General features: G+C 57.6%; 22 protein-coding genes. 13 read left to right on the forward strand and 9 right to left on the reverse strand.

All coding sequences use genetic code 11. The annotated features are described in order from the left end of the window. Positions 1–14: 14 nt before the first annotated feature. Genes dapF through argH form a run of 4 tightly spaced genes read right to left on the reverse strand, consistent with a single transcriptional unit; the run spans position 15 to position 3,665 of the window. On the reverse strand, positions 15–848 hold the full coding sequence (gene dapF, locus ACT3T7_RS10625; RefSeq protein WP_193054045.1) for a diaminopimelate epimerase: 834 nt from the start codon (positions 846–848) through the stop codon (positions 15–17). Beyond that, a complete protein-coding gene (gene lysA / locus ACT3T7_RS10630; protein WP_444631020.1) occupies positions 848–2,119 on the reverse strand; it encodes a diaminopimelate decarboxylase in 1,272 nt (423 codons plus the stop codon). Before lysA ends, dapF begins: the two co-directional genes overlap by 1 nt. A 23-nt stretch (positions 2,120–2,142) precedes the next feature. Continuing rightward, positions 2,143–2,265, reverse strand: a complete 123-nt coding sequence (gene lptM / locus ACT3T7_RS10635; protein ID WP_087110450.1) for an LPS translocon maturation chaperone LptM — start codon at positions 2,263–2,265, stop codon at positions 2,143–2,145. Continuing rightward, a complete protein-coding gene (gene argH / locus ACT3T7_RS10640; RefSeq protein ID WP_193054047.1) occupies positions 2,262–3,665 on the reverse strand; it encodes an argininosuccinate lyase in 1,404 nt (467 codons plus the stop codon). Before argH ends, lptM begins: the two co-directional genes overlap by 4 nt. Positions 3,666–3,959: 294 nt before the next feature. On the opposite strand from argH, the gene hemC reads away from it, so the two are divergent. The 4 genes from hemC to ACT3T7_RS10660 are packed head-to-tail and all read left to right on the forward strand — an operon-like array spanning position 3,960 to position 8,453. Beyond that, a complete protein-coding gene (gene hemC, locus ACT3T7_RS10645) occupies positions 3,960–4,904 on the forward strand; it encodes a hydroxymethylbilane synthase (protein WP_087110446.1) in 945 nt (314 codons plus the stop codon). Further along, positions 4,901–5,722, forward strand: a complete 822-nt coding sequence (locus ACT3T7_RS10650; RefSeq protein ID WP_193054048.1) for a uroporphyrinogen-III synthase — start codon at positions 4,901–4,903, stop codon at positions 5,720–5,722. Before hemC ends, ACT3T7_RS10650 begins: the two co-directional genes overlap by 4 nt. A 17-nt stretch (positions 5,723–5,739) precedes the next feature. Then, complete coding sequence (locus ACT3T7_RS10655; RefSeq protein ID WP_444631021.1) at positions 5,740–7,194, forward strand: uroporphyrinogen-III C-methyltransferase; 1,455 nt, start codon at positions 5,740–5,742, stop codon at positions 7,192–7,194. Beyond that, entirely contained in the window at positions 7,191–8,453 is a 1,263-nt protein-coding gene (locus ACT3T7_RS10660; protein ID WP_444631022.1) for a heme biosynthesis HemY N-terminal domain-containing protein, read from the forward strand. The genes ACT3T7_RS10655 and ACT3T7_RS10660 overlap by 4 nt, the downstream gene beginning before the upstream one ends. 78 nt (positions 8,454–8,531) lie before the next feature. Here ACT3T7_RS10660 and mscL read toward each other — a convergent pair whose 3' ends face one another. Further along, positions 8,532–9,047, reverse strand: coding sequence for a large-conductance mechanosensitive channel protein MscL (gene mscL / locus ACT3T7_RS10665; RefSeq protein WP_444631023.1), 516 nt, complete (start codon positions 9,045–9,047; stop codon positions 8,532–8,534). Between the two features lie 344 nt (positions 9,048–9,391). Between mscL and ACT3T7_RS10670 the strand changes: the two genes are divergently transcribed. The 7 genes from ACT3T7_RS10670 (at position 9,392) to etfB (ending at position 18,611) form a co-directional block, all read left to right on the forward strand. After that, the gene (locus tag ACT3T7_RS10670; protein ID WP_444631024.1) at positions 9,392–10,528 is read left to right on the forward strand and encodes a GlxA family transcriptional regulator; all 1,137 of its coding nucleotides are present in this window, start codon (positions 9,392–9,394) and stop codon (positions 10,526–10,528) included. A gap of 197 nt (positions 10,529–10,725) precedes the next feature. Further along, positions 10,726–11,703, forward strand: coding sequence for a dipeptidase (locus tag ACT3T7_RS10675; RefSeq protein ID WP_172116829.1), 978 nt, complete (start codon positions 10,726–10,728; stop codon positions 11,701–11,703). Positions 11,704–11,799: 96 nt separating this feature from the next. Continuing rightward, entirely contained in the window at positions 11,800–12,333 is a 534-nt protein-coding gene (locus tag ACT3T7_RS10680) for a DUF5943 domain-containing protein (protein WP_192526879.1), read from the forward strand. An 11-nt stretch (positions 12,334–12,344) separates the two neighbouring features. After that, positions 12,345–14,417 carry a dimethylglycine demethylation protein DgcA gene (gene dgcA / locus ACT3T7_RS10685; RefSeq protein WP_193054054.1) on the forward strand — a complete coding sequence of 691 codons (2,073 nt, stop codon included), beginning with the start codon at positions 12,345–12,347 and terminating at the stop codon, positions 14,415–14,417. An 84-nt stretch (positions 14,418–14,501) separates the two neighbouring features. Next, positions 14,502–16,523 (forward strand): (Fe-S)-binding protein, encoded by a 2,022-nt coding sequence (locus tag ACT3T7_RS10690; protein WP_444631025.1) that lies wholly within the window; start codon positions 14,502–14,504, stop codon positions 16,521–16,523. Next, positions 16,520–17,797, forward strand: a complete 1,278-nt coding sequence (gene etfA / locus ACT3T7_RS10695; protein WP_444631026.1) for an electron transfer flavoprotein subunit alpha — start codon at positions 16,520–16,522, stop codon at positions 17,795–17,797. The genes ACT3T7_RS10690 and etfA overlap by 4 nt, the downstream gene beginning before the upstream one ends. Beyond that, positions 17,787–18,611 (forward strand): electron transfer flavoprotein subunit beta, encoded by an 825-nt coding sequence (gene etfB / locus ACT3T7_RS10700; protein WP_192526875.1) that lies wholly within the window; start codon positions 17,787–17,789, stop codon positions 18,609–18,611. The genes etfA and etfB overlap by 11 nt, the downstream gene beginning before the upstream one ends. Before the next feature lie 88 nt (positions 18,612–18,699). Here the strand turns inward: etfB and ACT3T7_RS10705 are convergent, their stop codons facing one another. The 3 genes from ACT3T7_RS10705 to ACT3T7_RS10715 form a co-directional block, all read right to left on the reverse strand. Beyond that, positions 18,700–19,587 (reverse strand): DMT family transporter, encoded by an 888-nt coding sequence (locus tag ACT3T7_RS10705; protein ID WP_172116823.1) that lies wholly within the window; start codon positions 19,585–19,587, stop codon positions 18,700–18,702. Between the two features lie 96 nt (positions 19,588–19,683). Then, positions 19,684–21,435: a sodium:solute symporter family protein gene (locus ACT3T7_RS10710; RefSeq protein WP_444631027.1), complete on the reverse strand. Its 1,752-nt coding sequence runs from the start codon at positions 21,433–21,435 to the stop codon at positions 19,684–19,686. A 177-nt stretch (positions 21,436–21,612) separates the two neighbouring features. Beyond that, positions 21,613–23,190, reverse strand: coding sequence for a BCCT family transporter (locus ACT3T7_RS10715; RefSeq protein ID WP_444631028.1), 1,578 nt, complete (start codon positions 23,188–23,190; stop codon positions 21,613–21,615). Positions 23,191–23,390: 200 nt separating this feature from the next. On the opposite strand from ACT3T7_RS10715, the gene ACT3T7_RS10720 reads away from it, so the two are divergent. Next, positions 23,391–23,624 carry a hypothetical protein gene (locus ACT3T7_RS10720; protein ID WP_444631029.1) on the forward strand — a complete coding sequence of 78 codons (234 nt, stop codon included), beginning with the start codon at positions 23,391–23,393 and terminating at the stop codon, positions 23,622–23,624. 98 nt (positions 23,625–23,722) lie between these two features. Here ACT3T7_RS10720 and ACT3T7_RS10725 read toward each other — a convergent pair whose 3' ends face one another. Then, entirely contained in the window at positions 23,723–25,009 is a 1,287-nt protein-coding gene (locus tag ACT3T7_RS10725) for an aromatic ring-hydroxylating oxygenase subunit alpha (RefSeq protein WP_444631030.1), read from the reverse strand. A gap of 368 nt (positions 25,010–25,377) precedes the next feature. On the opposite strand from ACT3T7_RS10725, the gene ACT3T7_RS10730 reads away from it, so the two are divergent. Beyond that, entirely contained in the window at positions 25,378–26,484 is a 1,107-nt protein-coding gene (locus tag ACT3T7_RS10730; protein ID WP_192526870.1) for a hybrid-cluster NAD(P)-dependent oxidoreductase, read from the forward strand. Positions 26,485–26,520: the final 36 nt, after the last annotated feature.

Genomic DNA, 26,520 nt, shown 5'->3' on the forward strand with positions numbered 1-26,520 from the left:
GTTACGCGTCACTATCAATTAAGTGCTACGCGACCATCAAAAACGCGTGTAGCCGGACCGACCATAATCAGCGACGCTTCCGGGTCGGGCCACTCGATCGTCAGCTCGCCGCCGGGCAGGTGAACGCTCACCGGGCTTTTCAGGATGCCTTGGCGGATTCCGCTAGCAACGGCGGCGCACGCACCGGTACCACAAGCAAGCGTTTCGCCACTGCCCCGCTCAAATACCCGCAGACGAATCTGGTTAGCCGAAAGAACCTGCATAAAGCCCACGTTAACACGCTTGGGGAAGCGAGGGTGCGCTTCCATCAACGGCCCAAAACGCTCAACCTGGGCGCGCTCAACGCTTTCCACTTGCAATACCGCGTGGGGATTACCCATGGATACCACACCAATGTGAAGCGTTTCACCGTCGACCTCAAGTTCGTGTAATGGTTGGTCACCTGGGGCCTCAAAGGGCAGTGCTGCCGGGCTAAAGCGCGGCCGCCCCATATCGACACGCACAAGGCCATCGTGCTGTACGTGCAAAACCAGCGGGCCACCGGCTGTTTCTACGTGAATCTCATGCTTGTGGGTCAAGCGCTGGTCGCGCACAAAGCGCGCAAAGCAGCGAGCGCCGTTGCCACAGTTCTCCACTTCACTTCCGTCGGCATTGAAAATACGGTAGCGAAAGTCCATCTCGGGGTTGCGGGGCGGCTCAACCACCAGCAGCTGATCAAAACCAATCCCAAAGCGACGATCAGCCAGCTGTTGGATATGCTCTTCACGCAGCCGGGCACGCTGGGTTACCAGGTCAACGACCATAAAGTCGTTGCCCAGGCCGTGCATTTTGGTGAAATGCAGAAGCATTAGCGCGCTCCTTCAGGCAGCAGCGCTTCGCCCGCCCAAAGGCTTTCGACCGTTTCCCGACGCCGTACCACGTGACACGTATCGCCATCGACCATTAGCTCGGCCGGGCGCGGGCGGCTGTTATAGTTGGACGCCATAACAAAGCCGTAAGCGCCCGCTGAACGCACCGCGAGAAGATCGCCTTCAGCAATCGCAAGCTCACGCTCTTTACCCAGAAAGTCGCCGGTTTCACACACTGGGCCGACCACGTCATACACCGCACTTGGGCGAGTTTCACGAGTGTCCACCGGCACGATAGCCTGCCACGCCTGATAAAGTGCCGGGCGAATCAGGTCGTTCATGGCCGCATCAACAATGGCGAAGTTCTTGGTTTCGCCGGGCTTCAGGAATTCAACCCGCGTCAGCATGACGCCTGCATTGGCGGCAATAGAGCGGCCTGGTTCAAACAGCAGCGTCAGATTTTCGCCGCCTTCCCAGCGCGACAGGCGAGCGAGTAGCTGGCTTGCGTAATCAAACGGCTGCGGGGGCGTTTCATCCCGGTAAGGCACGCCCAAACCGCCGCCCAGATCCAAATGCTCAATCTCGATACCCCGTTCGCGCAGGCGCTCCATCAGCACCAATAGCCGATCCAACGCGTCCAAAAACGGAGCGGTTTCGGTCAACTGCGAACCAATATGGCAATCCAGCCCCTTCACCTCAAGATTCGGCAGGCTGGCCGCCAACTCGTAAACCTCAAGCGCGTCATCGACCGCGATGCCAAACTTGTTGTCCTTGAGCCCGGTGGAAATATACGGATGAGTGCCCGCGTCCACGTCTGGGTTAACGCGCAGCGAAACCGGGGCAACGTTACCCAGCTCCCCCGCTACGGCGTTTAAGCGCTCCAGCTCAGGGCGGGATTCAACGTTAAAGCACTTGATGCCGACTTCAAGCGCACGGGCCATTTCGTGGGGCTGCTTGGCAACACCTGAGAACACCACTTTTGCAGGGTCTCCTCCGGCTGCCAGCACGCGCTCAAGCTCACCAATGGAGACAATATCAAACCCGGCGCCTAGCCTTGCAAGCAGGCCCAGCACCGCCAGATTAGAGTTGGCTTTAACGGCGTAGCAGATCAAATGCGGGTGACCGCCAAGCGCTTCGGTGTAAGCGCGAAAGTGGCGCTCAAATGTTGCCTTGGAATAAACGTAACAGGGCGTGCCGTGCTCTGCGGCAATCTGCGAAAGCGGCACATCTTCGGCGTAAAGCACGCCGTCGCGGTAGTTAAAATGATCCATAATGTCGTCTCTCCTGCAGCCGCTTACCCAGCCTGTTCGGCCACACCGTTATCGGGTGAGTTGTCGTCGGGCAGGTAGAGCGGCCCCTTCTGACCGCAACCCGCGACGAATAAAGCGATGATCGCGATAAGCGCTAATGTTTTCATGCCTGACCCTGCAGTAACGAGAGCGCCTCGCGGGCGCGCTGTGCTGCGGCACGTACCTGATTGGGCGCCGTCCCGCCAATGTGATTACGCGCGGCCACCGAGCCTTCCAGCGTCAGTACGTCAAAAACATCCTGCTCGATGATAGAGGAGAACTGTTGAAGCTCTTCCAGACTCATTTCCGAGAGATCTTTTTGGGTTTTCAGGCCGTAAGCAACCGACTGGCCGACGATTTCATGGGCATCGCGGAAGGCAACGCCTTTACGGACCAGATAGTCGGCAAGGTCGGTGGCGGTAGAGAACCCACGCCGCGCCGCTTCATACATGCTGTCTTTTTTCGGCTCAATGGCAGGCACCATATCCGCGAACGCTTTCAAGCAGTCGCGCACCGTATCCACCGCGTCAAACAGCGGCTCTTTATCTTCCTGATTATCCTTGTTGTAGGCCAGCGGCTGCGACTTCATCAGCGTCAGCAGGCCCATCAAATGACCATATACGCGGCCTGTTTTACCGCGTACCAGCTCCGGTACGTCAGGGTTTTTCTTCTGCGGCATAATGGAAGAGCCGGTGCAGAAGCGGTCAGGCAGGTCGATAAAGTCAAACTGGGCGCTGGTCCACAGCACCAGTTCTTCGCTCATGCGCGACAGGTGCATCATCAAGATGCTGGCAAAGCTGGTGAATTCAATCGCGAAGTCGCGATCCGATACGGCATCCAGCGAGTTCTCTGCCGGACGCTCAAAGCCCAGCAGCTCAGCGGTGACGTGGCGGTCAATCGGGTACGTAGTACCCGCCAGCGCAGCGGCGCCCAGCGGCAGTACGTTAACGCGTTTACGGCAATCCAGCAGGCGCTCATGGTCACGGGCGAGCATTTCCTGCCAGGCCAGCAGATGATGACCAAAGGTGACCGGCTGGGCGGTTTGCAGGTGGGTAAAGCCGGGCATGATGGTATCGGCTTCGCGGTCGGCAAGCTCGATCATGCCTTCGCGCAGGCGCTTTAATTCCACCTCAATGACGTCAATCTCGTCGCGCATAAACAGGCGGATGTCGGTCGCTACCTGATCATTACGCGAACGACCGGTGTGAAGCTTCTTGCCAGTGATACCGATCTTGTCGGTCAGGCGTGCTTCGATATTCATGTGGACGTCTTCAAGCGGCACCGACCAGTTAAATTCGCCGCGCTCGATTTCACCTTGAATTTCGGTCAAACCGTTAATAATCGCGTCGCGTTCTTCGTCGGTCAGCACGCCTACGCGGCTAAGCATGGTGGCGTGGGCAATAGAGCCCTGAATATCCTGGCGCGCAAGGCGCTGGTCAAAGGTGACAGACGCGGTAAAACGCGCCACAAAGGCATCGGTAGGCTCGCTGAAGCGACCGCCCCAGGACTGATTCGTAGCTTGGCTCATCGGAGGTATATCCTGCTGACAAAACAAAAGAGTCGATGGCGGAAAGTGTAACAGAGTCATTGCGCTTATGGCTTGAGTTCGGGCCGCCTACATTTGCAGAGTAATGGCGTTTGGCCCGCCGAGCACTTATCTTTAAGGCAATTCTTTAAGACTGCTCTTGGAGACAGCTTTTGAAGACAGTGGCTTAAAACAGCTTCTTAAAAACAGCCAGTTATTTTTACTGTGCGCCCGGGTGCTTTATGATGAGACACATCATAGCTTGACGCGCCGCGTCAGCGGCAAAGGGAGAATAACGTGTCATCCATCACCAAACTGCGTATTGCTACGCGGAAAAGTCAGTTGGCCATGTGGCAAGCCGAGCACGTCCGTGACCGCTTGATGGCTGCCCATGAGGGCCTTGAGGTTGAGCTGGTCGCGCTCTCTACTAAAGGCGACAAAATTCTCGACACCCCTCTGTCTAAAATTGGCGGCAAGGGGCTATTTGTTAAAGAGCTGGAAGACGCCATGCTGGATGGCCGCGCGGATATTGCCGTCCACTCGATGAAGGATGTCCCCATGCTTTTCCCCGAAGGCTTAGGGCTTTCGGTTATTTTAGAGGGCTCAGACCCTACCGATGCGTTTGTATCCAACCATTATAAAAGCATCGATGAATTGCCTGAAGGGGCCAAAATAGGCACCGCCAGCCTGCGTCGCGGGCTCCAACTTCGTGAAGCTCGCCCTGACCTGCAAATTCTCAGCCTGCGCGGCAACGTGCAAACCCGGCTGGCCAAACTAGACGATGGTGAATTCGATGCCATTATCCTGGCGACCTCTGGCTTAAAACGCTTGGGCCTTGAAGAGCGTATTGCCCAGGCACTGCCGCCAGAAGTGTGCCTGCCCGCCTGCGGCCAAGGCGCGCTGGGCATTGAGTGCCGCCTGCATGACCCGGAACTGATCGGCCTGCTGGCTCCGCTGGATGACCCGGACACCGCCACCCGCGTACGTGCAGAACGCGCCATGAATACGCGCCTGGAAGGCGGCTGCCAAGTACCGATTGCCGGTTTCGCGGTGCTCGACAAGGCCAATGAGACGCTGTGGCTGCGCGGGCTGGTGGGCAATCCTGAGGGCACCGAAGTATTGCGTGCTGAAGGCCGCGGCTCAATGTACGAGCCTGAAGCACTGGGCATTCGCATTGCCGAAGAGCTGCTTGACCAGGGTGCAGGCGATATTTTGGCCGAGGTCTACGGCAACCACGTATGACACAGCCAGTGCTGATCTGCCGACCTGGCAAGCGCGGTGAAGTGCTTGCCAATACGCTGCGCGCAACGGGCGCCTGGGTAGAGCCAATGGCGGTGATGAGCCTTCAAGCGCTACCAGAGGACCCGCTGATGCGCCGCGTCTGGCTGGATATTGACCAGTACGACAAGGTAATAGTGGTTAGCCCCTTCGCGGCCCTGTGTTTAGGTAACGCGCTGGATCGCTACTGGCCACAGCTACCCACTGGCATTGCTTATTATGGCGTGGGGAGCGCTACGGCAGAGGCACTGTTTGACCAGTTGGGCGTACGGGTACGCATCCCATCAGCAGCGGCTGACAGACCCGGTGCTGACCAACAAAAGGCTGGAAATGAGCGCGGCGATAACACCAGCGAGGCACTTTTAGCGCTCGCCTCACTGAAGAATGTCGCACATCAGCGGATATTACTGGTGGCGGGAGAAGGTGGCCGAACGCTACTGGCCGAGACGCTGACAGAACGCGGTGCTCAGATGACCCGGGTCGCTGTGTATCGGCGCATTTTTCATCCGCCTTCGGCCTCACTCCAGGCCCGCCTTGCTACGGGAGATTTTCGAGCACTCATCGTCACCAGCAGCGAACTGCTCGAACATCTGGCAAAATGGTGTGATCAAACAGCGTTGAACCAACCGCTAATCGTTTCCAGTCAGCGTTTAGCTACACTGGCCGGTACACTGGGTTTTTGTGACCTCAAGGTGGCGTCGGGAGCAACGCCAGCTGCCCTTGCAGCTGCGTTGGGCAGGTCCTGTAATCCTATGGGTGCCGATGTCGATCAAGGAACTTAATTAAGGGCTAGCGACAGATGAGCAAACAACCAAACGACCAGGAAGACGTACAAAAAGCGTCCGCCGACGCGCCTCAAAAAAGCGCCACGCCGGGCGAAACTGCCGCGTCTACCTCAACTCCCTCGCCATCAAGCGCGGTTGAAAGCAGCCCACCCGCAAGCTCGGCTGCCGAACCATCAAGCAACGCGCCTAAAAATGCTAGCTCTCGTCGGCGTGGCAAAAACAGCGGCAAACCTGACGCGGCCTCTGCCACCGCCCCCCCTCCCAGTACGACGCCTAACAGCGAAAAACCGACAGCCAGCGTTACAGAACCTGCCACGGCTAAAAAAGAGCCCGATGGCAATACGGCAACGCCCAATCGCCCCTCCGGTAACGGTGGAAAAGGCACAACGCCGCCTCCCCCAAGTGGAGGTGAGCAGTATAAAGGCCGCAAAGGCGGCCTGTTAGCCTTGGTGTTGGTACTGGTGCTGGGCGTGGCGCTTATTGTGGTGGCCTGGCAAGGCTGGCAACGCCTTAATAGCCAGCAACAGCGCATCAATGCGTTAAGCCAACAGACTGACAGCAGCGCGACGCAGCAATCCGTGAGCGAGCTTGAATCACGCATTGAAAGCAGCGAACGCGAACGTACCCAGGCCCTTGATGGCACGCTGGAAGAGTTACGCAGCGAGCTTGATAGCTACCGCAGCGACGTCAACAGCACGCTGGATGACGTGCTGAACCAGCTTTCCCAGACGCAAGACACCGACGACCGCGATTGGCTACATGCAGAAGCGGCCTATCTGCTGCGCCTGGCAAATCAGCGCCTCCAGCTTGAAGGCGATGTTGACGGTGCTGCTGCGCTGCTGCGTACCGCCGACGCCCGCCTGGCGGATGCTGACAACCCAGCGCTAACCGCCGTGCGTCGTGATATTGCTAACGAGCTTGCCGAACTGGATGGCGTGCCGCGTGTGGATCGTACGGGACTCTATCTAGCGCTTAATGCGCTGCAAGAACGCGTTTCCAGCCTGCGTCTTTCGCAGGAAGTGGAAGAAAGCGCCGTCACCTCCGGCATTGAGCAGCCGCCTACCGGCAACTTCCAGCGTCAGCTGGCACGTTTTGGTGAAGAGCTTAAAGACCTGATCGTGATTCGTCATCACGACGAACCGATGGAAATGCTGGTCACTCCCGAGCAAGAGTCGTACCTGCGCCAAAGCCTGCGCTTGATTCTTGAGCAGGCCCAGCTTGCCCTGCTGAAAGAGGAGCAGCCGCTGTATGAAGCCAGTATCGATAAAGCGCTGGAATTACTTAATGGCTACTACGACCTGGACAGCGACTCCACGCAAAGCGTGATCTCGCGCCTTCAGGAGCTTAAGCAAGCGGATATTGAGCCCGAACTGCCGGATATCAGTGCCTCCCAGCAGGCCATGACCCACTTTATTGAAAACCGCTTCAGGACGCGCCAGCAAAATGGCGAAGAGGGAGGTGATGCATGAGAAAATTTATTCTCCTGCTGGTCGCGGGCCTAGCCGTCGGTGCCCTGTTTGGGCACCTGATGATGTCAGTACCTGGTTATTGGTTAATTCGGGTAGGTGAAACCTCGGTCCAGACCTCGTTCTGGTTTGGCCTGATTCTGCTGCTGGCCGCATTTATTGTGGTGCATTTTGCACTGCGGCTGCTGACCGGCATCCTTCGTCCTGTGGGCCGTTTCCGTACCTGGAACAGCCGTGCGCGTAATCGCCGTGCCATGAAGCGTACCGTGCGTGGTTTGGTCGCCTTGACGGAAGGCCGCTGGAAAAAAGCCGAAAAAACCCTGGTCCACGCCGCCAATGACTCCAGCACGCCGCTAGTTAACTACCTGTCGGCCGCCCTGGCAGCACACTACCAGGGTAACCACACTAAATCTCAAGAGCACCTGAACCAGGCCCAGCTCACCACCGAAGGCGCCGACACGGCCATTGGCTTGATGCAGGCGCAGCTGATGATTGATCGACAGCAGCCTGAAGAGGCGCTGGCAATTCTGAATCGCCTGGACAGAAAACTAAGCGACCACCCGCAAGTACTGAAACTACTCAAGCAGGTACACCTGAGCGTCAACGACTGGGAGGGCTTGCGCTGGCTGCTGCCACGTCTGGCTGCCCAAAAGCTGATTGCCCAGCAGGAGCGCGAGCAGCTTGAATTCAAGGCGTACCGTGAGCTGATTCTGTTTGAAGCTAAAAATCCCGGTAATATCGAGCGCGTTCGCGGCCTCTGGGCAGACATGCCCGAGTACCTGCGCGGCAATACCGAGCTGATCGTGCTATATACCGATGCGCTGGTCCAGTCGAACGAAGAGAGCATCGCTGAGCGTCTGCTGAACCACTCACTGGATCATCACTGGGATGCCCGGTTGGTGAAGCGTTACGGACTGCTTAACGTGCACGCGGCGCGCCAACTGGCAAAAGCCGAAAAGTGGCTGCAAGAGCGCCCCAATGACCCCGAACTACTGCTAACCTGTGGCCGCCTCTCCCTGCGTACCGGCAAGTGGGAAAAAGCCCTGGAGTACTTTGAGGCCAGCCAGCGCCAGCGTCCCAATGGAGAGGTGTGCGCCGAGCTTGCGCGTCTCTACGCAAGCCTTGGCGAACACAATAAAAGCCAGCTTTACTACCGCCACAGCGTAGAAATGCTAGCGCAGTCACTGCCTTCGCTCCCCCAACCCAGCGATGCCAGCGACAGCCAAAAATCGGATACGAAAGCGGCCAAAAAACGCGCTTAAGGTACGCGACGAAAAAAGGGGCGCCCTGCGAGGCGCCCCTTTTTTATGCCATTGAGTCGTCCTGAATAGCGTTTCCCGTCACGCCTGCGGTGGAGACGTTGCCTCTTTTAGAGACTGCTCTTCAGCTTGCGTGGGTACGGGCAGCTCTGACGTACAGTGTCCGCAGCGGGTCGCTTTGATAGGCACCGTCATATAGCAGTAGGGGCAGGGCTTTTCGACCGGACTTTTGGGCGCCTCTACCTCTTCACGCTTTAAGCGGTTGATAGTCCTCACCAGCATGAAGACCACAAAGGCAACAATCGTAAAACTGACGACCGCATTGATAAACAGGCCAAGGTTGAGGGTCACCGCACCATCTTCCTGAGCCGCCGCAAGTGTGGGGTACGGCGCTGACGTTGCTCCCTCTCGAAGCACGACAAACAGGTTAGAGAAGTCGATACCGCCGACCAACAGGCCGATCACCGGATTCATGACATCTTTTACCAGGCTCTGCACAATCAGTGTAAACGCGCCGCCGATAATGATGCCCACCGCCATGTCTACCACATTGCCTTTAACGGCGAACTCGCGGAACTCCTTGAAAAACCTGGCCATTGATGCCTCCTTGCGTATTCAGGTTATGAGCTTATAGCGATTTTTCGTGCAAAGCCTTTGGGTTCAATGACTTATTAAAACGACACTGAATGTTGAAAAAACGTTTCGCTAATCACTGACACCCGCTTAGTATCGGTATTTACCGCCTTTAAAACGACCTCAAGCATTCTATTTGCGACACCCGTTGAGTTGCCTTTCAGATTGCTTTGTCAGTATAAGCGTCATTCGTGCCAATATGCAGGCAAGCAGCACGTATCTAGCGCAGGGGCTCACAACAAGACACCAGCGACATAGAACGATAATAAAAAGAACATCAATGATGTTAGGTGATAGAGGTAAAGACCATGACCACCGATCAATCCCAAAAAACCATGCCAGTAGGTCACTCGCACATACCGCAAACGCTCGGTTTTCTGCTGCTGGACAACTTCACCCTCATTTCGCTGGCGTCAGCGATTGAACCACTGCGTATGGCAAACCAGTTGGCGGGGCGAGAGCTTTACCGCTGGTATACCTTGACTCAGGACGGTGCACCGGTGCGCGCCAGCGACGGCCTTAATGTGACGCCGGACGCCTCTATCCATGCGCCGCTCTCACTTGATTGGGTAGTCGTATGTGGCGGGGTCGCTCCTCAGCACAGCGTTAGCCGTGAGCATATTCAATGGCTACAGGCTCAGTCGCGCCAGCTGCGACGCTTGGGTGCTATCTGTACCGGTAGCTGGGCGCTGGGTCAGGCGGGCTTACTGGATCATTATGAAATCAGCATTCATTGGGAGTGCCTGGCCTCTCTTCAGGAAGCCTTTCCGAAAATCGTCCTGACGACGCGGCTGTTTTCCATTGACCGTAACCGTTTCACTGCCTCGGGCGGCACGGCGCCGCTGGATATGATGCTCAACCTGATCGCTCACGATCACGGCAAGGAGCTTTCCGCCGGTATTTCCGAAATGTTCGTCTATGAGCGTATGCGTAACGAGCAGGATCAGCAGCGTGTGCCGTTAAAACACGTGCTGGGTACGACGCAGCCCAAGTTGCTGGAAATCGTCGCGTTGATGGAATCCAACCTTGAAGAGCCGCTTGAGCTTGATGAGTTGGCAAGCTATGTCGATGTTTCCCGCCGCCAGCTGGAGCGACTGTTCCAGCGTTACTTACACTGTTCGCCTTCCAGGTATTACCTAAAGCTGCGCCTGGTCAGGGCGCGCCAACTGCTCAAACAAACGCCTCTCTCGATCATTGAGATTGCCTCGGTATGCGGCTTTGTTTCTACCCCGCATTTTTCCAAGTGCTATCGGGAATGTTTTGGTATTCCGCCACGCGATGAGCGCCTGGGCATCCATACACGCCAAAAAGCGCCGGAAAAAATTCCTCCTCTGCTGAAGCGCTGGGGAGCAGAACCTGTCAGCAACGAGCCGGCATCAAGCGCGCTGCTGGCTCTGGCCTATGCCCAAGGCGAACCCACCTTTGCCAGCGTTCCGCTTGGCTAAACGGGTGTACCACCGCTGAACTAGAGCTGCCGCAAGGCGGCTCTTTTTTTTGTACCGTGTTTTCTGCTTATTCACCAGGCTTCCTATGCCTGCATTTCTCATGATGACGCTTTTGGAATTTCCATCGTCGTTTCCAAGAGCAGATAGGCACCACCTCAGCGCTATGCTCCCTACATAAACAATTCAGGAGCCACGTTATGAACCCTGCCGAATTACACCAGGACGCCATCGTCATTGACGGCCTAATCATTGCCAAATGGAATCGCGAACTGCTGGAAGACATGCGCCGTGGCGGCCTGACGGCAGCCAACTGCACTGTCTCGGTTTGGGAGGGGTTCAAGGCAACGGTGGACAATATTGTCGCCTCCAACAAACTGATGGAAGAGTGCAGCGACCTGGTTCGCCCGGTGCGTACCACCGCCGACATCATGCGCGCCAAGGAAGAGGGCAAGACCGGAATCATCTTTGGTTTCCAGAATGCGCACGCCTTTGAAGATCAGATCGGCTATGTCGAGATCTTCAAACAGCTCGGTGTGGGCATTGTGCAGATGTGCTACAACACCCAAAACCTGGTCGGCACCGGCTGCTACGAGCGTGACGGCGGGCTGTCCGGCTTTGGCCGCGAGATCGTTGCCGAAATGAACCGTGTGGGTATGCTGTGCGATCTTTCCCACGTAGGCGCCAAGACCTCTGAAGAAGTCATTCTTGAGTCCAAAAAGCCGGTGTGCTACTCCCACTGCCTGCCCTCCGGACTCAAGGAACACCCGCGCAACAAGTCGGATGCAGAGCTCAAGTTCATCGCCGACCACGGCGGCTTTGTCGGCGTCACCATGTTCACCCCGTTCCTCAAGAAGGGCGTTGATTCGACCATCGACGACTACTGCGAAGCGATTGAGTACATCATGAACATCGTGGGTGAAGACGCCATCGGTATCGGCACCGATTTCACCCAAGGCCATGACCAGAACTTCTTTGAGTGGCTGACCCACGACAAGGGCTACGCCCGCCGCCTGACCAGCTTCGGCAAGATCATTAATCCCGAAGGTATCCGTACTATCGGCGAATTCCCCAACTTGACAGAGGCGCTTCTCAAGCGCGGCCTGAGCGAATCTCAGGTCAGAAAAATCATGGGCGAGAACTGGGTTAGAACCTTGAAGGATGTGTGGGGCGAATAAGTACATGCACAGCCTGTACTGCCGTTCGATGAGACCCTGGAAGCCACTGAATAACTCAATGTCTTTTGAATAAATATAAGTGTAAGGAATACAACCGTGACCAAAACCGCCCCCGAACTCCCGATTGACGTCGACAGCGAAACCGGTATCTGGACAACCGACGCGCTGCCGATGCTGTATGTCCCGCGCCACTTCTTCGTCAACAACCACGTCGCCATTGAAGAGGCCCTGGGTGCTGAAAAATACGCCGACATCCTCTACCAAGCGGGCTATAAAAGCGCTTGGCACTGGTGTGAAAAAGAGGCCGAACTCCACGGTATGGAAGGCGTGGACGTGTTCGAGCACTACATGAAGCGTCTTTCGCAGCGCGGCTGGGGCATCTTCGTGACTGAAGAGATTGACCTGAATGCAGGCACGGCCCGCGTGCGCCTTGAACACAGTGCCTTCGTGTATCAGATGGGCAAAGTGGACCGTAAAATCGAGTACATGTTCACCGGCTGGTTTGCCGGTGCCATGGACCAGATTCTGAGTGCGCGTGGAAGCTCGCTGCGCACGGTTGCCGAACAGACCCAAAGCGGCGCCGAAAAGGGCTGTGAGTACGGCCTGTTTGTTGTCACGCCCAAGAACTGAGGATCGCTGCCATGGCATTTGAGGCACTGTTCAAGCCGATCCAGATCGGCAACCAAACCATTCGTAACCGTGTGGTCAGTACGGCCCACGCCGAGGTGCACGCCACCGACGGCGGCATGACCACGGACCGCTACGTCAAATACTACGAAGAGAAGGCCAAGGGCGGCTGCGGCCTGTGCATCTGTGGCGGCTCGTCGATTGTTTCCATCGACAGCCCCCAGGGCTGGTGGAGTTCGGTCAATCTCTCGACCGACCGCATCATCCCGTACTTTCAGAACCTGGCCGATGCCGTGCACAAGCATGGCGGCAAGATCATGATCCAGATCACCCACATGGGCCGTCGCTCACGCTGGGATGGCTTCGACTGGTCGACGCTGGTATCGCCGTCGGGCATTCGCGAGCCAGTGCATCGCTCGACCTGCAAGACGATCGAAGTAGAAGAGATCTGGCGCATTATCGGTGACTTCGCCCAGGCCGCGCGCCGGGCGAAGGAAGGCGGTCTCGACGGCGTTGAGCTCTCTGCCGTACACCAGCACCTGATTGATCAGTTCTGGAGCCCGCGCGTCAACAAGCGCACCGATGAGTGGGGCGGCAGCTTCGAAAATCGCATGCGTTTTGGCATGGAAGTGATCAAGGCGGTGCGCGCCGAGGTGGGCAATGACTTCGTGGTGGGCCTGCGCATTACCGGGGACGAGTTCCACCCCGATGGTCTCGACCACGAGGAGATGAAGCGCATCGCGGCCTATCATGACGCCACCGGCATGATCGACTACTTCGGCGTGATAGGCTCTGGCTGTGATACCCACAACACCCTGGCCAACGTCATTCCCAACATGTCGTTTCCGCCCGAGCCCTTCCTGCACCTGGCCTCGGGCATCAAGGAAGTGGTCAACGTGCCGGTCATCCATGCCCAGAACATCAAGGACCCCAATCAGGCCCAACGTATTCTTGAAGGTGGCTACGTGGACCTGGTGGGCATGACCCGTGCTCATATTGCCGACCCGCACATCATCGCCAAAATCAAGATGGGCCAGATCGACCAGATTAAGCAGTGCGTAGGTGCCAACTACTGCATCGACCGGCAGTACCAAGGACTCGACGTGCTGTGTATTCAGAACGCCGCGACCGCACGTGAATACATGGGGCTGCCGCATATTGTCGAGAAAAGCGAAGGCCCCAAACGCAAGATAGTCATCGTGGGCGGTGGCCCGGGGGGCATGGAAGCAGCACACGTATGTGCCAAGCGCGGTCATGATGTCACCCTGTTTGAAGCCCAGGATCAGCTCGGTGGTCAGATCACTCTGGCCTCGAAAGCCCCCCAGCGCGATCAGATTGCTGGCATCACTCGCTGGTACCAGCTGGAGTTGGCACGCCTTGAGATCGACCTGCGCCTGAATACCCGTGCCGACGAAGCGACCATTGCTGATCTGCGCCCGGACATAGTAATTCTGGCCACCGGCGGGCAGCCGTTCCTCTCCCAGGTACCGGAGTGGGGTTACGACAGCGACCTGGGCAAGAGCCTGGTGGTCAGCACCTGGGACATTCTTAGCGGCAGCGTAGCGCCGGGCAAGAATGTACTGGTCTACGACACTATCTGCGAGTTCTCCGGCGTTTCAGCGGCCGACTACCTGGCAGACAAGGGATCAAAGGTCGAGATCGTTACCGACGATATCAAGCCGGGTGCCGCAGTGGGTGGCACCACCTTCCCGACCTACTACCGCAGCCTGTACGAGAAAGAGGTGATCATGACCTCGGATCTCGCCCTGCATAAGGTATATCGCGAAGGCGACTCACTGGTGGCGGTGCTTGAAAACGAGTACTCCGGCGCGTTAGAAGAGCGGGTGGTGGATCAGGTGGTGGTGGAAAACGGCGTGCGCCCGGATGAAGCCCTCTACTACAGCCTCAAGGAGCAGTCGCGTAACAAGGGCCAGACCGATATCGAAGCGCTCTACGCGATCAAGCCTCAGCCCTGTCTGTCTGAAAGCGGCGATGGCTTCGTGCTGTTCCGTCTGGGTGACTGCACCGCGCCACGCAACACACATGCCGCCATTTATGACGCGCTGCGGTTATGCAAGGACTTCTGACCCACTAACGCTGTAAGCTGAATGTCATGGGCCATCAGGCTCATGACATTTCGTACTTACGGTGTCTCTGAGAGGAGAGACGCCATGCTTGATACCCTCCTACCGATACTGCTGTTTTCTGCGCTGTTACTGGCCGCCATTGGTGCTGTGCGCCGTGTGCGTCTGTGGCGCCAGGGGCGGCCCTCTCCTGCACCGATTATCCGCGGCCTGATGCAGGTGCCCAGGCGCTACCTGGTGGATCTACACCACGTTGTCGAACGGGATAAACTCATCTCCCATACCCACGTGGCCACCGCGGGCGGCTTTGTGCTGGCCGCATTACTGGCGATTGTGGTACATGGCTTTGGGCTTGATAGCACTATCTTGGCCTGGGTATTGCTGGCCGCCACGGTGAGCATGTTCCTGGGTAGTTTAGTGGTTGCCAAGCGGCGCAGCCCGCCACCCTCACGGCTTTCCAAAGGGCCGTGGATGCGCCTGCCCAAGAGCCTAATGGCGTTCTCCATCGGCATGTTCGTGGTGACGCTGCCCACTGCCGGCATTCTGCCAGAAGGCTTTTTCCAAAGCGGAGCAGGCTGGCTGGCTGCACTGGTGCTGGCCGGTGTCATCACTTGGGGCCTTGGCGAGATGTTCTTCGGCATGACCTGGGGCGGGCCGATGAAACACGCTTTTGCCGGCGCCCTGCACCTGGCCTTTCATCGCCGCCCCGAGCGTTTTTCCAAGCGCGCTGGCGGAGAGCACCGCTCAACCGGGCTCAAACCGTTGGCGCTGGATGACGAAAGTGCCAAGCTCGGCGTTGAGGTACCGGCTGACTTCACCTGGAACCAGCTGTTAGGCTTTGATGCCTGCGTTCAGTGTGGGCGTTGTGAAGCCGTCTGCCCGGCCTTTGCCGCCGGTCAGCCGCTCAACCCCAAGAAGCTGATTCAGGACATGGTGGTCGGCATGGCAGGCGGCACCGACGCCCACTATGCAGGCTCGCCCTACCCCGGCAAGCCGGTCGGCGAGCATGGCGGCAGCCCCCACGACCCGATTGTTGCCCGCACGGGTAGCGCATTGGTGGATGCCGAAACGTTGTGGTCCTGCACGACCTGCCGCGCCTGCGTTGAAGAGTGCCCCATGATGATTGAGCACGTTGATGCCATCGTCGATATGCGCCGCTTTCTGACCCTGGAGCACGGTAATACGCCCAATAAGGGCGCCGAAGTGCTAGACAACCTGATTGCGACCGACAACCCCGGCGGCTTCGAACCTGACTCACGCCTGCACTGGGCGGCAGACCTCAATCTGCCGCTGATGGCCGACAAGCGCGAAGCCGAGGTGCTGCTGTGGCTGGGCGACGGCGTGTTTGACATGCGCAACCAGCGCACGCTGCGCGCGTTTATCAGTGTGCTGCGTGCTGCCGAGATCGATTTCGCCGTACTGGGTAATGAAGAGCGTGATAGCGGCGATGTCGCCCGCCGTCTGGGCGATGAGGCTACTTTCCAGAGTTTGGCGCGGCGCAACATTAAGACGTTGAGCCAGTACCGCTTCGCACGCATCGTTACCTGTGACCCGCACAGTTTCCATGTGCTGAAAAACGAGTACGCCGATCTCAGCACCGCCGACATGCCTTCCCGGTATGAGGTTTTCCATCACAGCACCTATATCAACCAGCTCGTCACCGACGGCAAGCTCACGTTCAAAGCCTGGAAAGGCGGCAACGTGACTTATCACGACCCCTGCTACCTGGGCCGTTATAACGGTGAATACGAAGCCCCACGCGCGGTGCTCAAGGCGCTAGGGATTGAGGTTAAGGAGATGGCTCGCTCTGGCTATCGCTCGCGCTGCTGCGGCGGCGGTGGCGGCGCACCGATCACCGATATTCCTGGCAAGCAGCGGATTCCCGATATGCGTATGGAAGATGTTCGCGAAACCGGTGCTGACCTGGTCGCGGTAGGCTGCCCACAGTGTACTGCGATGCTTGAAGGCGTGGTAGAACCCCGCGCTGACATCAAGGATATCGCCGAACTGGTCGCCGACGCGTTGATCATCACAACGTCTGACGAAAAGGCGACCCAAAGTAAGCCCGCGCCAGCATCACCGCGCGCCACCCTGGAGGTAATGCCATGAGCGAGCTTGTTCGTCGTGACCCTCGTAAAGAGTGGATCGCCCGCAACCGCCTGCACCCGCAACATCTTGAGATGCTCGCCGAACTGGGTGGCGGCGCAGTAGCCAGCGAATGGATGGGGCCTAACGGCGTGATGCGCCGCAACCCCCATGCGGTCGGCTTCATCGGTCCCAACGGCATTCGGCGCATTGATCGTAGCGGCGTCCAGCAGGCGGCACAGGCGCCAGGGCGCAGCGTTGAGGCCAAGGATACGAGGACGCCGGTCACTGTCGATACTCCCGCCTTTATGGTGGCGGTCGTACCGGATATGGCTGGTGGGCGCCTTTCCTCCCACGACCGTGATCTGTTAGGGCTTGCCCGCCAGCTAGCCGATGCCGACCCGACCCAGCCTGGTGCCGTACTGGCCGTAGTGTTTGGCGAGCATAAAGAAACCACCTTTGACGAGGCGGGTATTGACCGGCTACTGCACCTGGAAGGCGAGCGTTTCTCGGGCTACCTGCCGGAGCTTAGCGTCGCCACCTTGCAGAGCGTAGATCGTGAAATGACGCCCCGCTACTGGCTGCTACCCGACTCAAGCGTTGGCGGTGAGCTCGGCAGGCGCCTCGCCACAAGGCTTGGCGAGCGCCCGGCCGCTCAGGTCTGGCAGGTCGAGGCAGACACTGAAAGCGCAACTGGCTGGCGCTGTACCGCACGTGGTGCGGCAGGTAGAAACGACATTACCCGCGCCCTGCCCCGTATCGTACTGGCCTTGGCCGAGTGCGCCGACCCGGTCAGCGAAACCCGCCACGCGGCTGAGCCGATCACACTTTCTAACGGGCTTCCCGAAATACTCGGCCGCATTGAGGACATGGGCGAAGTCGCGGTGGACCCGGCCAGCGTATCGCTCGCGGAAGCAGAATTTATCCTTTCCGCTGGCAATGGCGTGAAAAGCTGGGATAGCTATCATCACGCTGCCGAGGTGCTCGGCGCCACCAAAGGCGCCTCACGGGTGGTGGTGGATGACGGCTTTATGCCGCGTGACCGCCAAGTGGGCGCCACCGGCACCTGGGTCTCTGCCCGCGTTTATGTAGCGGTAGGAATTTCCGGCGCTATCCAGCATCTTCAGGGCATTCAGAGCTGCGAGAAGGTGGTGGCGATCAACCTCGATGAAGGCTGCGATATGGTCAAACGTGCCGACCTGGCAGTGATCGGCGATGCCAGCCAGATACTCGCTGCCCTTGTTACACAGGTTGAGCAGTACCGCGCTGAACAGCAGGAGAATCGCGATGCCGCATGATGTCAGTAACAAAAGTGCCAAGCAATCAACCGCCAACGCGCTGAACGTCGCTGTACTGGTTTCGGTAGGCCAACACCCACTGACCGCGCGCGCACGCCGCGCCGACCAGGATGCCCGAGCGGTAGAAATGGCCCTGACGCTGGAAAACGCCTCGGTCAGCCTGCTACATGCCGGCCAGCAAAATAGCGATCATGAAGAGGCCATCCGCGGCTATCTCGGCATGGGTATCAACTCTGTTGGCTTGATCGAGCAGCAACCCCACGCCGATGTAATCCCCGCGCTGGCCAACGCGTTACGCGCCAGCGCCCCGCAGCTGGTGCTGACCGGTACTCGCGCCGAAACCGGCGAGGCCTCGGGTGTAACGCCCTACCTACTGGCCGAGGCGCTTGGCTGGCCGATCATTACCGGTCTAGCGGCGGTAGAAAAGGTCGAGCAGGGAGTGATCACGGTGCTGCAAGCATTGCCGCGCGGCAAGCGGCGGCGCCTGCGCATTCGTCTACCGGCGCTTGCCACGGTGGACAGCAGCGCGCCTGCGGCCCGCCAAAGTGCCTTTGGCCCCGCTAGGCGCGGTGAGTTAGCCCATCAAAAAGCGGCCAGCGAGCTTGATGAAGCACTAAGCACTTGGCAGTTCCAGCCAGCGCGCAAGCGTCCCAAGCGGCTTAAGATCGTTAAGTCATCATCGGCGCGTGACCGTTTCAAAGCCGCCGCTGCCAAGTCCGGCGGTGGTGGTGGGCAGACGCTTAACGACGTCACCCCAGAACAGGGTGCCGAAGCGATCTTCAAACTGCTCAAGGAGGAAGGAGTACTGCGTTAGGCGCACTGCTTCACGATAACGATACTGTCAGCCCGCCTTCTCGGCGGGCTTTTTAGTCCAGGTTCACAAGCGGCAAACGTCAAACGTACTACTTCCCCATAAAGCCCGGGTATAGCCGCAGGCGCTGCCTTTCCAAATGCAGGCCAATCCCCGCATGTACCATCAGCACGCTGATCACCACTGCCCCGCCCGCAAGCGTTGAGGCTGTGGGCTGCTCGCCCAACAACCACCATACCCAAAGCGTACCCAGCGCGGTTTCAACCAGATAGAACAACGCCACTTCCGTCGACGGCAGATAGCGGGTAGCGCTGTTGATCAGCACAGTGGCCAGCGGCATCTGAATAAGCCCCATCACCGCGAGGACGCCATAGCGCGGGGCATCCAGCGCAAACGGCGAAGCCAAAGGCAGCGCGATTGCCGCAGAAAGCAAGCCCCCACCAGCAATCACCACGATGCGATCAATGCTCGGAAAGCGGCGCAGCACCGTCAAATTACCGCCAATCGCCGCTGCCGCCGCCAGCGCATAAAGATTGCCTACCAGCATGCCGTGAGCGCCCTCGCCCATAAAGACCAAACTCATGCCCAGCATGCAGACAGCGATCGCAACCAGCGTGCGCAAAGCAACACGCTCTTTGAGAAACACTCGTGAAAACAGGGCGGCGAACAGCGGCGCAGTGCTAAGGATCACCACCACGTTGGCTACGTTGGCGTTCATCACCGCGAGTACGAAAAGCGCCGAAATCAGCCCCAATAGTATTGCCGAAACCAGCGATGAAAAAGGGTTCACGCGTAGCGTGGCCAGTCGGTTGCCTCGACAACACGCAAGCCCCAGCACACAGAACATCAAAAAGCCGCGCCAGAAGACGATGGTCCAACCCTCGGTATCGGCAAGGCGGATCAGCAGGCCGTCGAAACTGAGAAACACCACCCCCAGTACCACCATCAACAGACCGCGCTGATAACCACTTAACTGCATGATATTGACTCCCGGTTGGCAGAAAAAGATAACCGCTCACCCATGGGTGAGCGGTTAAGCGTAACAGTTGAGCGCAGGCTCACGGCCCAGGCCGTGTTAACGGCCAGGTGACACGGCCACCGGCGCAGTTGAAGCCTTGTGCTGGCGAGGGCGAACTACCCAGAACCCTATGGCTCCCGCCATCAGCAACATGCTCCCGCAGCCGACCGCCAGCATATAGCCGCCCTGCACGGCACTGCCAGGCACACTAAACTGCTCGGCGAACCCGGCCAGCGTGACCGCGTACTGTTGCCAGAGGAATACCCCAATGGCGCCACCGGAAAGCATGGTGCACAGCGCAATCACACGGGTGCCTGTCACCCAGCCACTGACGGCCTGAGCATCAAATGTATGCAGAAACGTCTGGTACTCTTTCTCGGCCTGGCTGACATGGGTAAACCTGGAAGCCAGCGTAATCGCCACCAGCGCCATCAAGGTGCTTAGCAGTACCGGGTGCAAATATACCGGCAGGCTAAGCCACTCGGCCTGAATCATCATCGACAGCGCGACGTTACCCACAAAGCCCACCGCTAAGCCCCAGCCCGCGCCTGCGGCGGTAATCCGCTTGCTCCAGATGCTCATCAAGGCAACCGGCCCCCAGGAAGAGGCAAATAGCGTGGCGGCAAACCATACCACTGACATAACCGCAGGCGGTTGAAACAGCGCAAGCAGCAGTGCTATCAAGCCCGCAGCGAGCACCGCAATACGGCTTTTACGCATGGCCGACGTCTCATCTTGCGAGGCTGAGAGGATATCGTTGGAGAGGCTAAAGCCGATGATCGATAGAAACGTCGAGCAAGACGATAGCCCCGCCGCAAAGACGCCCGTTAGAATGACCACGCCAAGCCAGGTTGGCAGCACGTTGAGCGCCACCCAAATCATGGAGCGCTCCGGGTCCAGTCCGGCATCGTAAAGATTGATGGCCGCCCCGGTCATCATCATCAATGCGTAGAAGATGGCCAGCGCCACTGCCGTCAACATGGCCGAACGCATCACCACGTGCTCATTGCGGGCCATCAGGTAACGGCTGGATTGCCAAGGGCTCGCCGCCAGCACCGCCGCCCACACAAGGCCGAGTGTTAGTCCCCAGGTAAGCGCCTCGCCAGGCGAGGAGAAGTTGGCCTCAGGCCCTTCCAGCACGCCGTGCCATAGCGCAATGCCGGGCTTGTCGGTTTGGGTAAGCAGACCTTCCACCACACCGTTCCACCCGCCCAAATCTTGAATCACATAGATCGAACCGCCCAAGGCTGCCAGCGAGAAGATCACAAACATGATGGTGTCGGTGAGCATGACGCCGGGCGATCCCGAATAGAGAATAAAACCCGTATACGTTGCCCACACCAATACCAACCCGACCCAGTACGGCATACCGGTCAGCTCAGAGAACATGATGCCCGCGCCCTGCATAACGCCTAACAGATACGCGCCCAGGCCGATAATTGTGGTCAGCCCGGCAATCACCTGAACACGGCGTGAGGCAAAGCGCTTGCCAAAAAATTCCGGCACGGTACGCGCCCCGCTGCGCCGAAGGTAACGCCCAAACACCAGCGCACCCAGCAGGCATCCCGAAGTGCTGACGGCCGCGAAGATCAGCATCACAAACGGATAGCCCTGATAGGCAAAACCCGTTTCACCGAGAAACGCGCTGGTGCTGAGATAGCTTGCTACCAGCGTGCCCAGGATAAAAAACGTGGGGGCATTGCGGCCAGCAACCAGATAATCATCCAGACCTTTGACGCGCCGCCCGGCGAGATGCCCGATAACAAAGTAGCCCACCAGGCTGAGCAGTATTGCGATGGTGTAAATCATGAGAATAGCCGTCAGGTTATTAATATTGTTTAGCCATGGTGCAACGCTTTGGCTGTCTACTCTTTGCTATTAGCGGCAACGCATGCAGGAATCACGACACGATATCCGCTAACCAAAAGGGGCGCCATTGAAATGGCGCCCCTATTGGCAACAACAAAGTACAGCAAAAAAATCTGACTATCGCGCTATTTTGGGCACCGCATTGAGCTCGCGCCACTCCTTGTGAAGCCCTTTATAAAGGCTGAAACACATCAGCAGAAGCACCAGCGTAAAGGGTAGCCCTGTCGCCACCGCGCCTGCTTGCAGCGCGCTAAGCGCCGCGCTACCGCCACCGTAAAGCAGCACACCAGCGATGACGCCTTCAAGCGCGGCCCAGAACACCCGCTGCCCCTTGGGCGCATCGGTTTTCCCGCCCGCGGTGATATTGTCGATAACGAGGGAGCCAGAATCCGCCGAGGTAATAAAAAAGACCAGCACCAGCACAATCGCCAGCGTCGAGGTGATGCCAGTGAACGGCAGTAGCTCCAGCATGTGGAACATGGCAAGCGAAACGTCACTGATGCCGTTGGCTAATTCGCCCATGCTATTTTCGGCCTGAAACAGTGCCGCGCCGCCAAAGGTGCTCATCCATACCAGCGTGACCAGCGTCGGCACCAACAGCACCGCAATCAGGAACTCGCGTACCGTGCGCCCCCGGGATACGCGGGCAATAAACATCCCCACAAACGGCGACCAGGAGATCCACCACGCCCAGTAGAAGATGGTCCAGCCGTGATACCAGATGTCATCATCGCGGCCAATCCAGTTCGAAAGCGGCAGGATATGGCTGACATAGTCCACTGCCGTGGTGCCAATTCCCGTTATAATCATCAGCGTCGGTCCGGCGATTACCACAAACAGCAGCAGCACTGCCGCGACCACCATATTGATGTTCGAGAACAGCTTGACGCCACCGTCGATTCCCCGCCATACCGAAAACAGTGCAATCACCGTAACCACCAGGATGATTGCCATCTGCGTTCCAAGGGTATTGGGTATGTCGAAAAGGTAGGCAAGCCCGCCAGCCGCTTGGGTAGCGCCAAAGCCAAGCGACGTTGCCAAGCCAAAGATGGTTGCCAATACGGCAAGAATATCAATGGCATGGCCTGCCCAGCCGCGCGTTCGCTCACCCAAAATCGGGTAAAAAGCAGATCGCAGGGTTAGCGGCAAGCCTTTATTGTAGGTAAAAAAAGCCAAGGATAGCGCGACAACGCCATAGATCGCCCATGGATGAAGCCCCCAATGAAACATGGTGGCGCCCATGGCGGCGCTAGCGCCCTCCGGTGTACCTGCGGGAATATTCAAGGGCGTACCGTACCAATCGGTGTAGTAGGCCACTGGTTCAGCAACACTCCAGAACATCAGCCCGATACCCATGCCCGCCGCAAACAGCATGGCGAACCAGGAGGTGCGCGAGTATTCCGGCTTGGCATCACTTCCGCCCAAGCGTATCCGCCCAACCGGAAGACAAATAAGCGCAAGGCAGAACACTACAAAAATATTACCCGCAATCATGAACAGCCAGTCGAAATGCTCAATCGACCAGTTCTTGGCAAGGCCAAGCTGGGTATTCGCAGCATCGGGATAGATCAGCGCATAAAGAATAAACAGCAGAATGGCGAGTGCGGAGAGCGGAAAGACGGGGTTATGGAAATCCAGCCCCATCACCTGCTTGTTATCCTGACCGGGGGTCAAAACAGGATCATCATGGTCCATAGGTTATCCTCGTTGTTATTTTTTTCTGTACGCTAACCGCCGAGGTGGCGGATAGGGCGTTTAAATTTTTAGGCGATACTCACTTGCCCAGTTATTCAAAACCGACCCCGGCATAGCTATTGCCGCGTTGCCAGCGCTATTGCCAGCCGATTTATAGGTACACTGACAGGCCAACAACCAACACAAGAGAGGATGCCGTCATGATGATTGTCGAACTGATTGATGGTGATGATTTCCGGGCACAGCTGACCGCGCTGGGTATCGATATTCCAGAGAACGCCGACCCCGATACATGTGCTCAAATCGCCGCTGAGGCCCATCGCAAGCAGGAGGTTACCGAGCTGCCAACGTTGGTGCGCAAGCTTATCGATCAAAAGGACATTCTGCTGCCCTCGGTGCGCCACGCTATTGAGCGTTTTCTGCCCTTTGAGTAAGGGCATGAGCTGATTGATTAATGTGTTGATGAACGGATTGGCAATTGCTAAACGCAGGCTGGCCCGCCAAAGCGGGCCAGCCCATCATCAGCGTGCAGTTAGCCCTGCGCCAACTGCAGCGATACGCTATCGCTTCCCAGATTGCTGAGCATGCGCTCGGAGTACCAATCAATAAAGTCGATGACGCCAAACTCGTAGGTTGGTGAATAGGGGCCGGGCTGGTAGGCCTTGGAGTTGATACCGCGCTGATTCTCTTCTGCCAGCTGGCGATCCTGATCGTTGGTGGCATCCCACACGCGACGCATGTTTTCCGGGTCGTAATCCACGCCCTCTACCGCGTCCTTATGCACCAGCCACTTGGTCGTGACCATGGTTTTCTGCGGGCCAAGCGGCAATACACGGAACACGACGGCATGGTCGCCCATGAAGTGGTTCCAGGAGTTGGGCAGGTGCAGAATGCGTAGCGAACCCATGTCCGGGCTGGTCAACCGGCCCATCAACTTGTTGCAGGCCGGCTTGCCATCCATGGTCATGGACACCACGCCATCGAGTAGCGGTGTACGCGTCACGCGGTTACGCTTGCCAAAGCGCTTGAGCTGCCAAGGTACCTGCTCGCCGTTCCAATCGGCCTGCTTGCGGGTCACCAGGTCTTTATATTTGTCCGTCGCGCGCGGGTCTTCGGTATCGTCAAACTCGATTAGCGAGTTCAAAAGCTCTGGGTGCGCACCATTACAGTGATAACACTCACGGTTATTCTCGATGACCAGCTTCCAGTTGGCCTGCTCAATAATACTCGACTCTACAGCGACCTTGACGTTATCCATCTGGTACGGCTCAAGGTAGTGCTCAAGCGTCACCAGGAAATCGTCGATGGCGGGCGGGTTATCGCTCAGATTAATAAATACAAAGCCCCCCGCCGTGCGCACACTAACCGGCTTCAGCCCGAACTGGTTAAGGTCGAAGTCCGTACCCATGTCGCTTCCGGCAAACAGCAAGCGGCCGTCAAGCTCGTAAGTCCACTGATGGTAGGGGCATACCAGTTTAGCGACTTTTCCTTTGTCCTTGGTGCACAGCCGTGAGCCACGATGGCGACATACGTTATGAAAAGCATGAATCTGGCCTTCACCGCCACGCACAATCACAACGGGATTATTACCGATTTCCAAGGTCATAAAGTTGCCCTTGGCCGGGATCTCGCAGGTCATCCCTGCGAATAGCCACTCTTTTTCAAAGACTTCCTGCATGTCGAGCGCAAACAAGCGGGCGTCGTTATAGAACGGCTGGGGTAGCGAAAACGCGTGCGCGCGGGACTGCAGCATATCAACCGTCGCTTCACGCATGGCAGCCAGAGGGTCGTTGAGTGTGTCATCCATTGTCTTGTTCATACCAGATATCCTTTTAAATACCGCCTCCCTTACCCAGGGTGGCGACAGAGTCATTAACCAAACGTAATTGTGTTGTTGTTAAGTTGCTGAACCTGGCGATTGTGTGAAGCGCGCAGCGCTTGCTACTTGTTGATGGATTGTGGTCCACGCCATTTGCTTTCAATTGTCTGCCCACGACACTATGTGGCGTGGCGACGACGTGGGCAGAGATTTTTGATAGGCAGAAGGTGCCGCAAGGTAAGTGCGTGTCGCTAACAGGCAAGCTGGTCATAAAGCGCGTACCCAGAATGCAGGTTAATGGTGCTGGACCGTGCAGACAGGACGGGCCGGTGAAGGCAACGCGATAGCACGGCCATATTGAGACGACGATGACAACGAACTTCTTTAATCCCGTCACGACCCAAACCTGGACCAACGGCCGCCACCATGTGCGGTGCGTCAAGATCATTCAGGAAACCTGGGACGTTCGCACGTTCTGCTTTATGGCTGAACAGCCGGTAATGTTCTTCTTCAAGCCGGGCCAATTTGTGACACTAGAGCTCGAAATCGATAATCAGCCCGTTATGCGCTCCTATACGATTTCAAGCTCTCCCTCTGTGCCTTACAGCTTCTCAATCACGGTCAAACAGGTGCCGGGAGGCCAGGTCTCCAACTGGCTGCATGCCAATTTAAAGGTCGGCGACGAGCTAGTGGTCCATGGCCCGGTGGGCAACTTCAACTCCATCGACTTTCCTGCCGAAAAGGTACTGCTTCTCTCAGGCGGCGTAGGCATCACACCGCTAATGTCGATGACGCGCTGGCTCTTCGATACCAACGCCAACGTCGATGTGGAGTTCATCCACAGCGCCCGTGCCCCGCGCGATGTCATTTTCCATCGCGAGCTGGTGCACATGTTCTCGCGCATCCCCGAATTCAAGCTCCATATCGTGTGCGAGAAGAAAGAAGATATCGGTGAGGCATGGGCTGGCTACCGCGGTTTTCTAACCCAGCCCATGCTTGAGCTAATGGCACCGGACTTCCTTGAGCGGGAGATCTTCTGTTGCGGCCCCGTACCGTATATGAATGCCATCAAAGCGATTTTGCGCGCCAACAACTACAACATGGACCACTACCATGAAGAGCTGTTTGGCGAGACACCGGTTGACGTTCAGGAAGACGTCCTGGAGCTTGCCGAGCAGGCCGAAGTGGAAGCCGAGTTAGCTGAGCCTGAGGATCTGATCAACATCGAATTTGCCCAGTCGGGCAAAAGTGTACGTATACAAGCAGGCGAAACGGTTCACGCCGCAGCCGCCAAGCTGGGGCTGCATATTCCCAAGGCTTGCGGTATGGGCATCTGCGGCACCTGCCGAGTGGAGCTGAAATCTGGCGAGGTGGAAATGGAGCATAACGGCGGTATCACCGACGAAGATATTGAAGAGGGCTACATCCTGTCCTGCTGCAGCAAACCGAAAGGTGACCTGGTGGTCGATTTCTAATGCGGTAGCCCCTCATTCATCCACAACACTAGCCCG

It is taken from the genome of Halomonas sp. 111 (assembly GCF_052379685.1).
In the GTDB taxonomy this organism is placed as follows: domain Bacteria; phylum Pseudomonadota; class Gammaproteobacteria; order Pseudomonadales; family Halomonadaceae; genus Vreelandella; species Vreelandella citrativorans.

Bases quoted from the DNA above. Each gene is read 5' to 3' on its own strand.
- ACT3T7_RS10670 (WP_444631024.1), top strand. From the start codon at position 9,392: ATGACCACCGATCAATCCCAAAAAACCATGCCAGTAGGTCACTCGCAC.
- etfB (WP_192526875.1), top strand. From the start codon at position 17,787: ATGCCGCATGATGTCAGTAACAAAAGTGCCAAGCAATCAACCGCCAAC.
- ACT3T7_RS10710 (WP_444631027.1), bottom strand. From the start codon at position 21,435: ATGATTTACACCATCGCAATACTGCTCAGCCTGGTGGGCTACTTTGTT.
- lysA (WP_444631020.1), bottom strand. From the start codon at position 2,119: ATGGATCATTTTAACTACCGCGACGGCGTGCTTTACGCCGAAGATGTG.
- etfA (WP_444631026.1), top strand. From the start codon at position 16,520: ATGAGCGAGCTTGTTCGTCGTGACCCTCGTAAAGAGTGGATCGCCCGC.
- ACT3T7_RS10660 (WP_444631022.1), top strand. From the start codon at position 7,191: ATGAGAAAATTTATTCTCCTGCTGGTCGCGGGCCTAGCCGTCGGTGCC.
- ACT3T7_RS10705 (WP_172116823.1), bottom strand. From the start codon at position 19,587: ATGCAGTTAAGTGGTTATCAGCGCGGTCTGTTGATGGTGGTACTGGGG.
- ACT3T7_RS10690 (WP_444631025.1), top strand. From the start codon at position 14,502: ATGCTTGATACCCTCCTACCGATACTGCTGTTTTCTGCGCTGTTACTG.
- ACT3T7_RS10730 (WP_192526870.1), top strand. From the start codon at position 25,378: ATGACAACGAACTTCTTTAATCCCGTCACGACCCAAACCTGGACCAAC.
- mscL (WP_444631023.1), bottom strand. From the start codon at position 9,047: ATGGCCAGGTTTTTCAAGGAGTTCCGCGAGTTCGCCGTTAAAGGCAAT.
- argH (WP_193054047.1), bottom strand. From the start codon at position 3,665: ATGAGCCAAGCTACGAATCAGTCCTGGGGCGGTCGCTTCAGCGAGCCT.
- ACT3T7_RS10720 (WP_444631029.1), top strand. From the start codon at position 23,391: ATGATGATTGTCGAACTGATTGATGGTGATGATTTCCGGGCACAGCTG.
- ACT3T7_RS10725 (WP_444631030.1), bottom strand. From the start codon at position 25,009: ATGAACAAGACAATGGATGACACACTCAACGACCCTCTGGCTGCCATG.
- dgcA (WP_193054054.1), top strand. From the start codon at position 12,345: ATGGCATTTGAGGCACTGTTCAAGCCGATCCAGATCGGCAACCAAACC.
- ACT3T7_RS10650 (WP_193054048.1), top strand. From the start codon at position 4,901: ATGACACAGCCAGTGCTGATCTGCCGACCTGGCAAGCGCGGTGAAGTG.
- ACT3T7_RS10675 (WP_172116829.1), top strand. From the start codon at position 10,726: ATGAACCCTGCCGAATTACACCAGGACGCCATCGTCATTGACGGCCTA.
- lptM (WP_087110450.1), bottom strand. From the start codon at position 2,265: ATGAAAACATTAGCGCTTATCGCGATCATCGCTTTATTCGTCGCGGGT.
- ACT3T7_RS10655 (WP_444631021.1), top strand. From the start codon at position 5,740: ATGAGCAAACAACCAAACGACCAGGAAGACGTACAAAAAGCGTCCGCC.
- dapF (WP_193054045.1), bottom strand. From the start codon at position 848: ATGCTTCTGCATTTCACCAAAATGCACGGCCTGGGCAACGACTTTATG.
- ACT3T7_RS10715 (WP_444631028.1), bottom strand. From the start codon at position 23,190: ATGGACCATGATGATCCTGTTTTGACCCCCGGTCAGGATAACAAGCAG.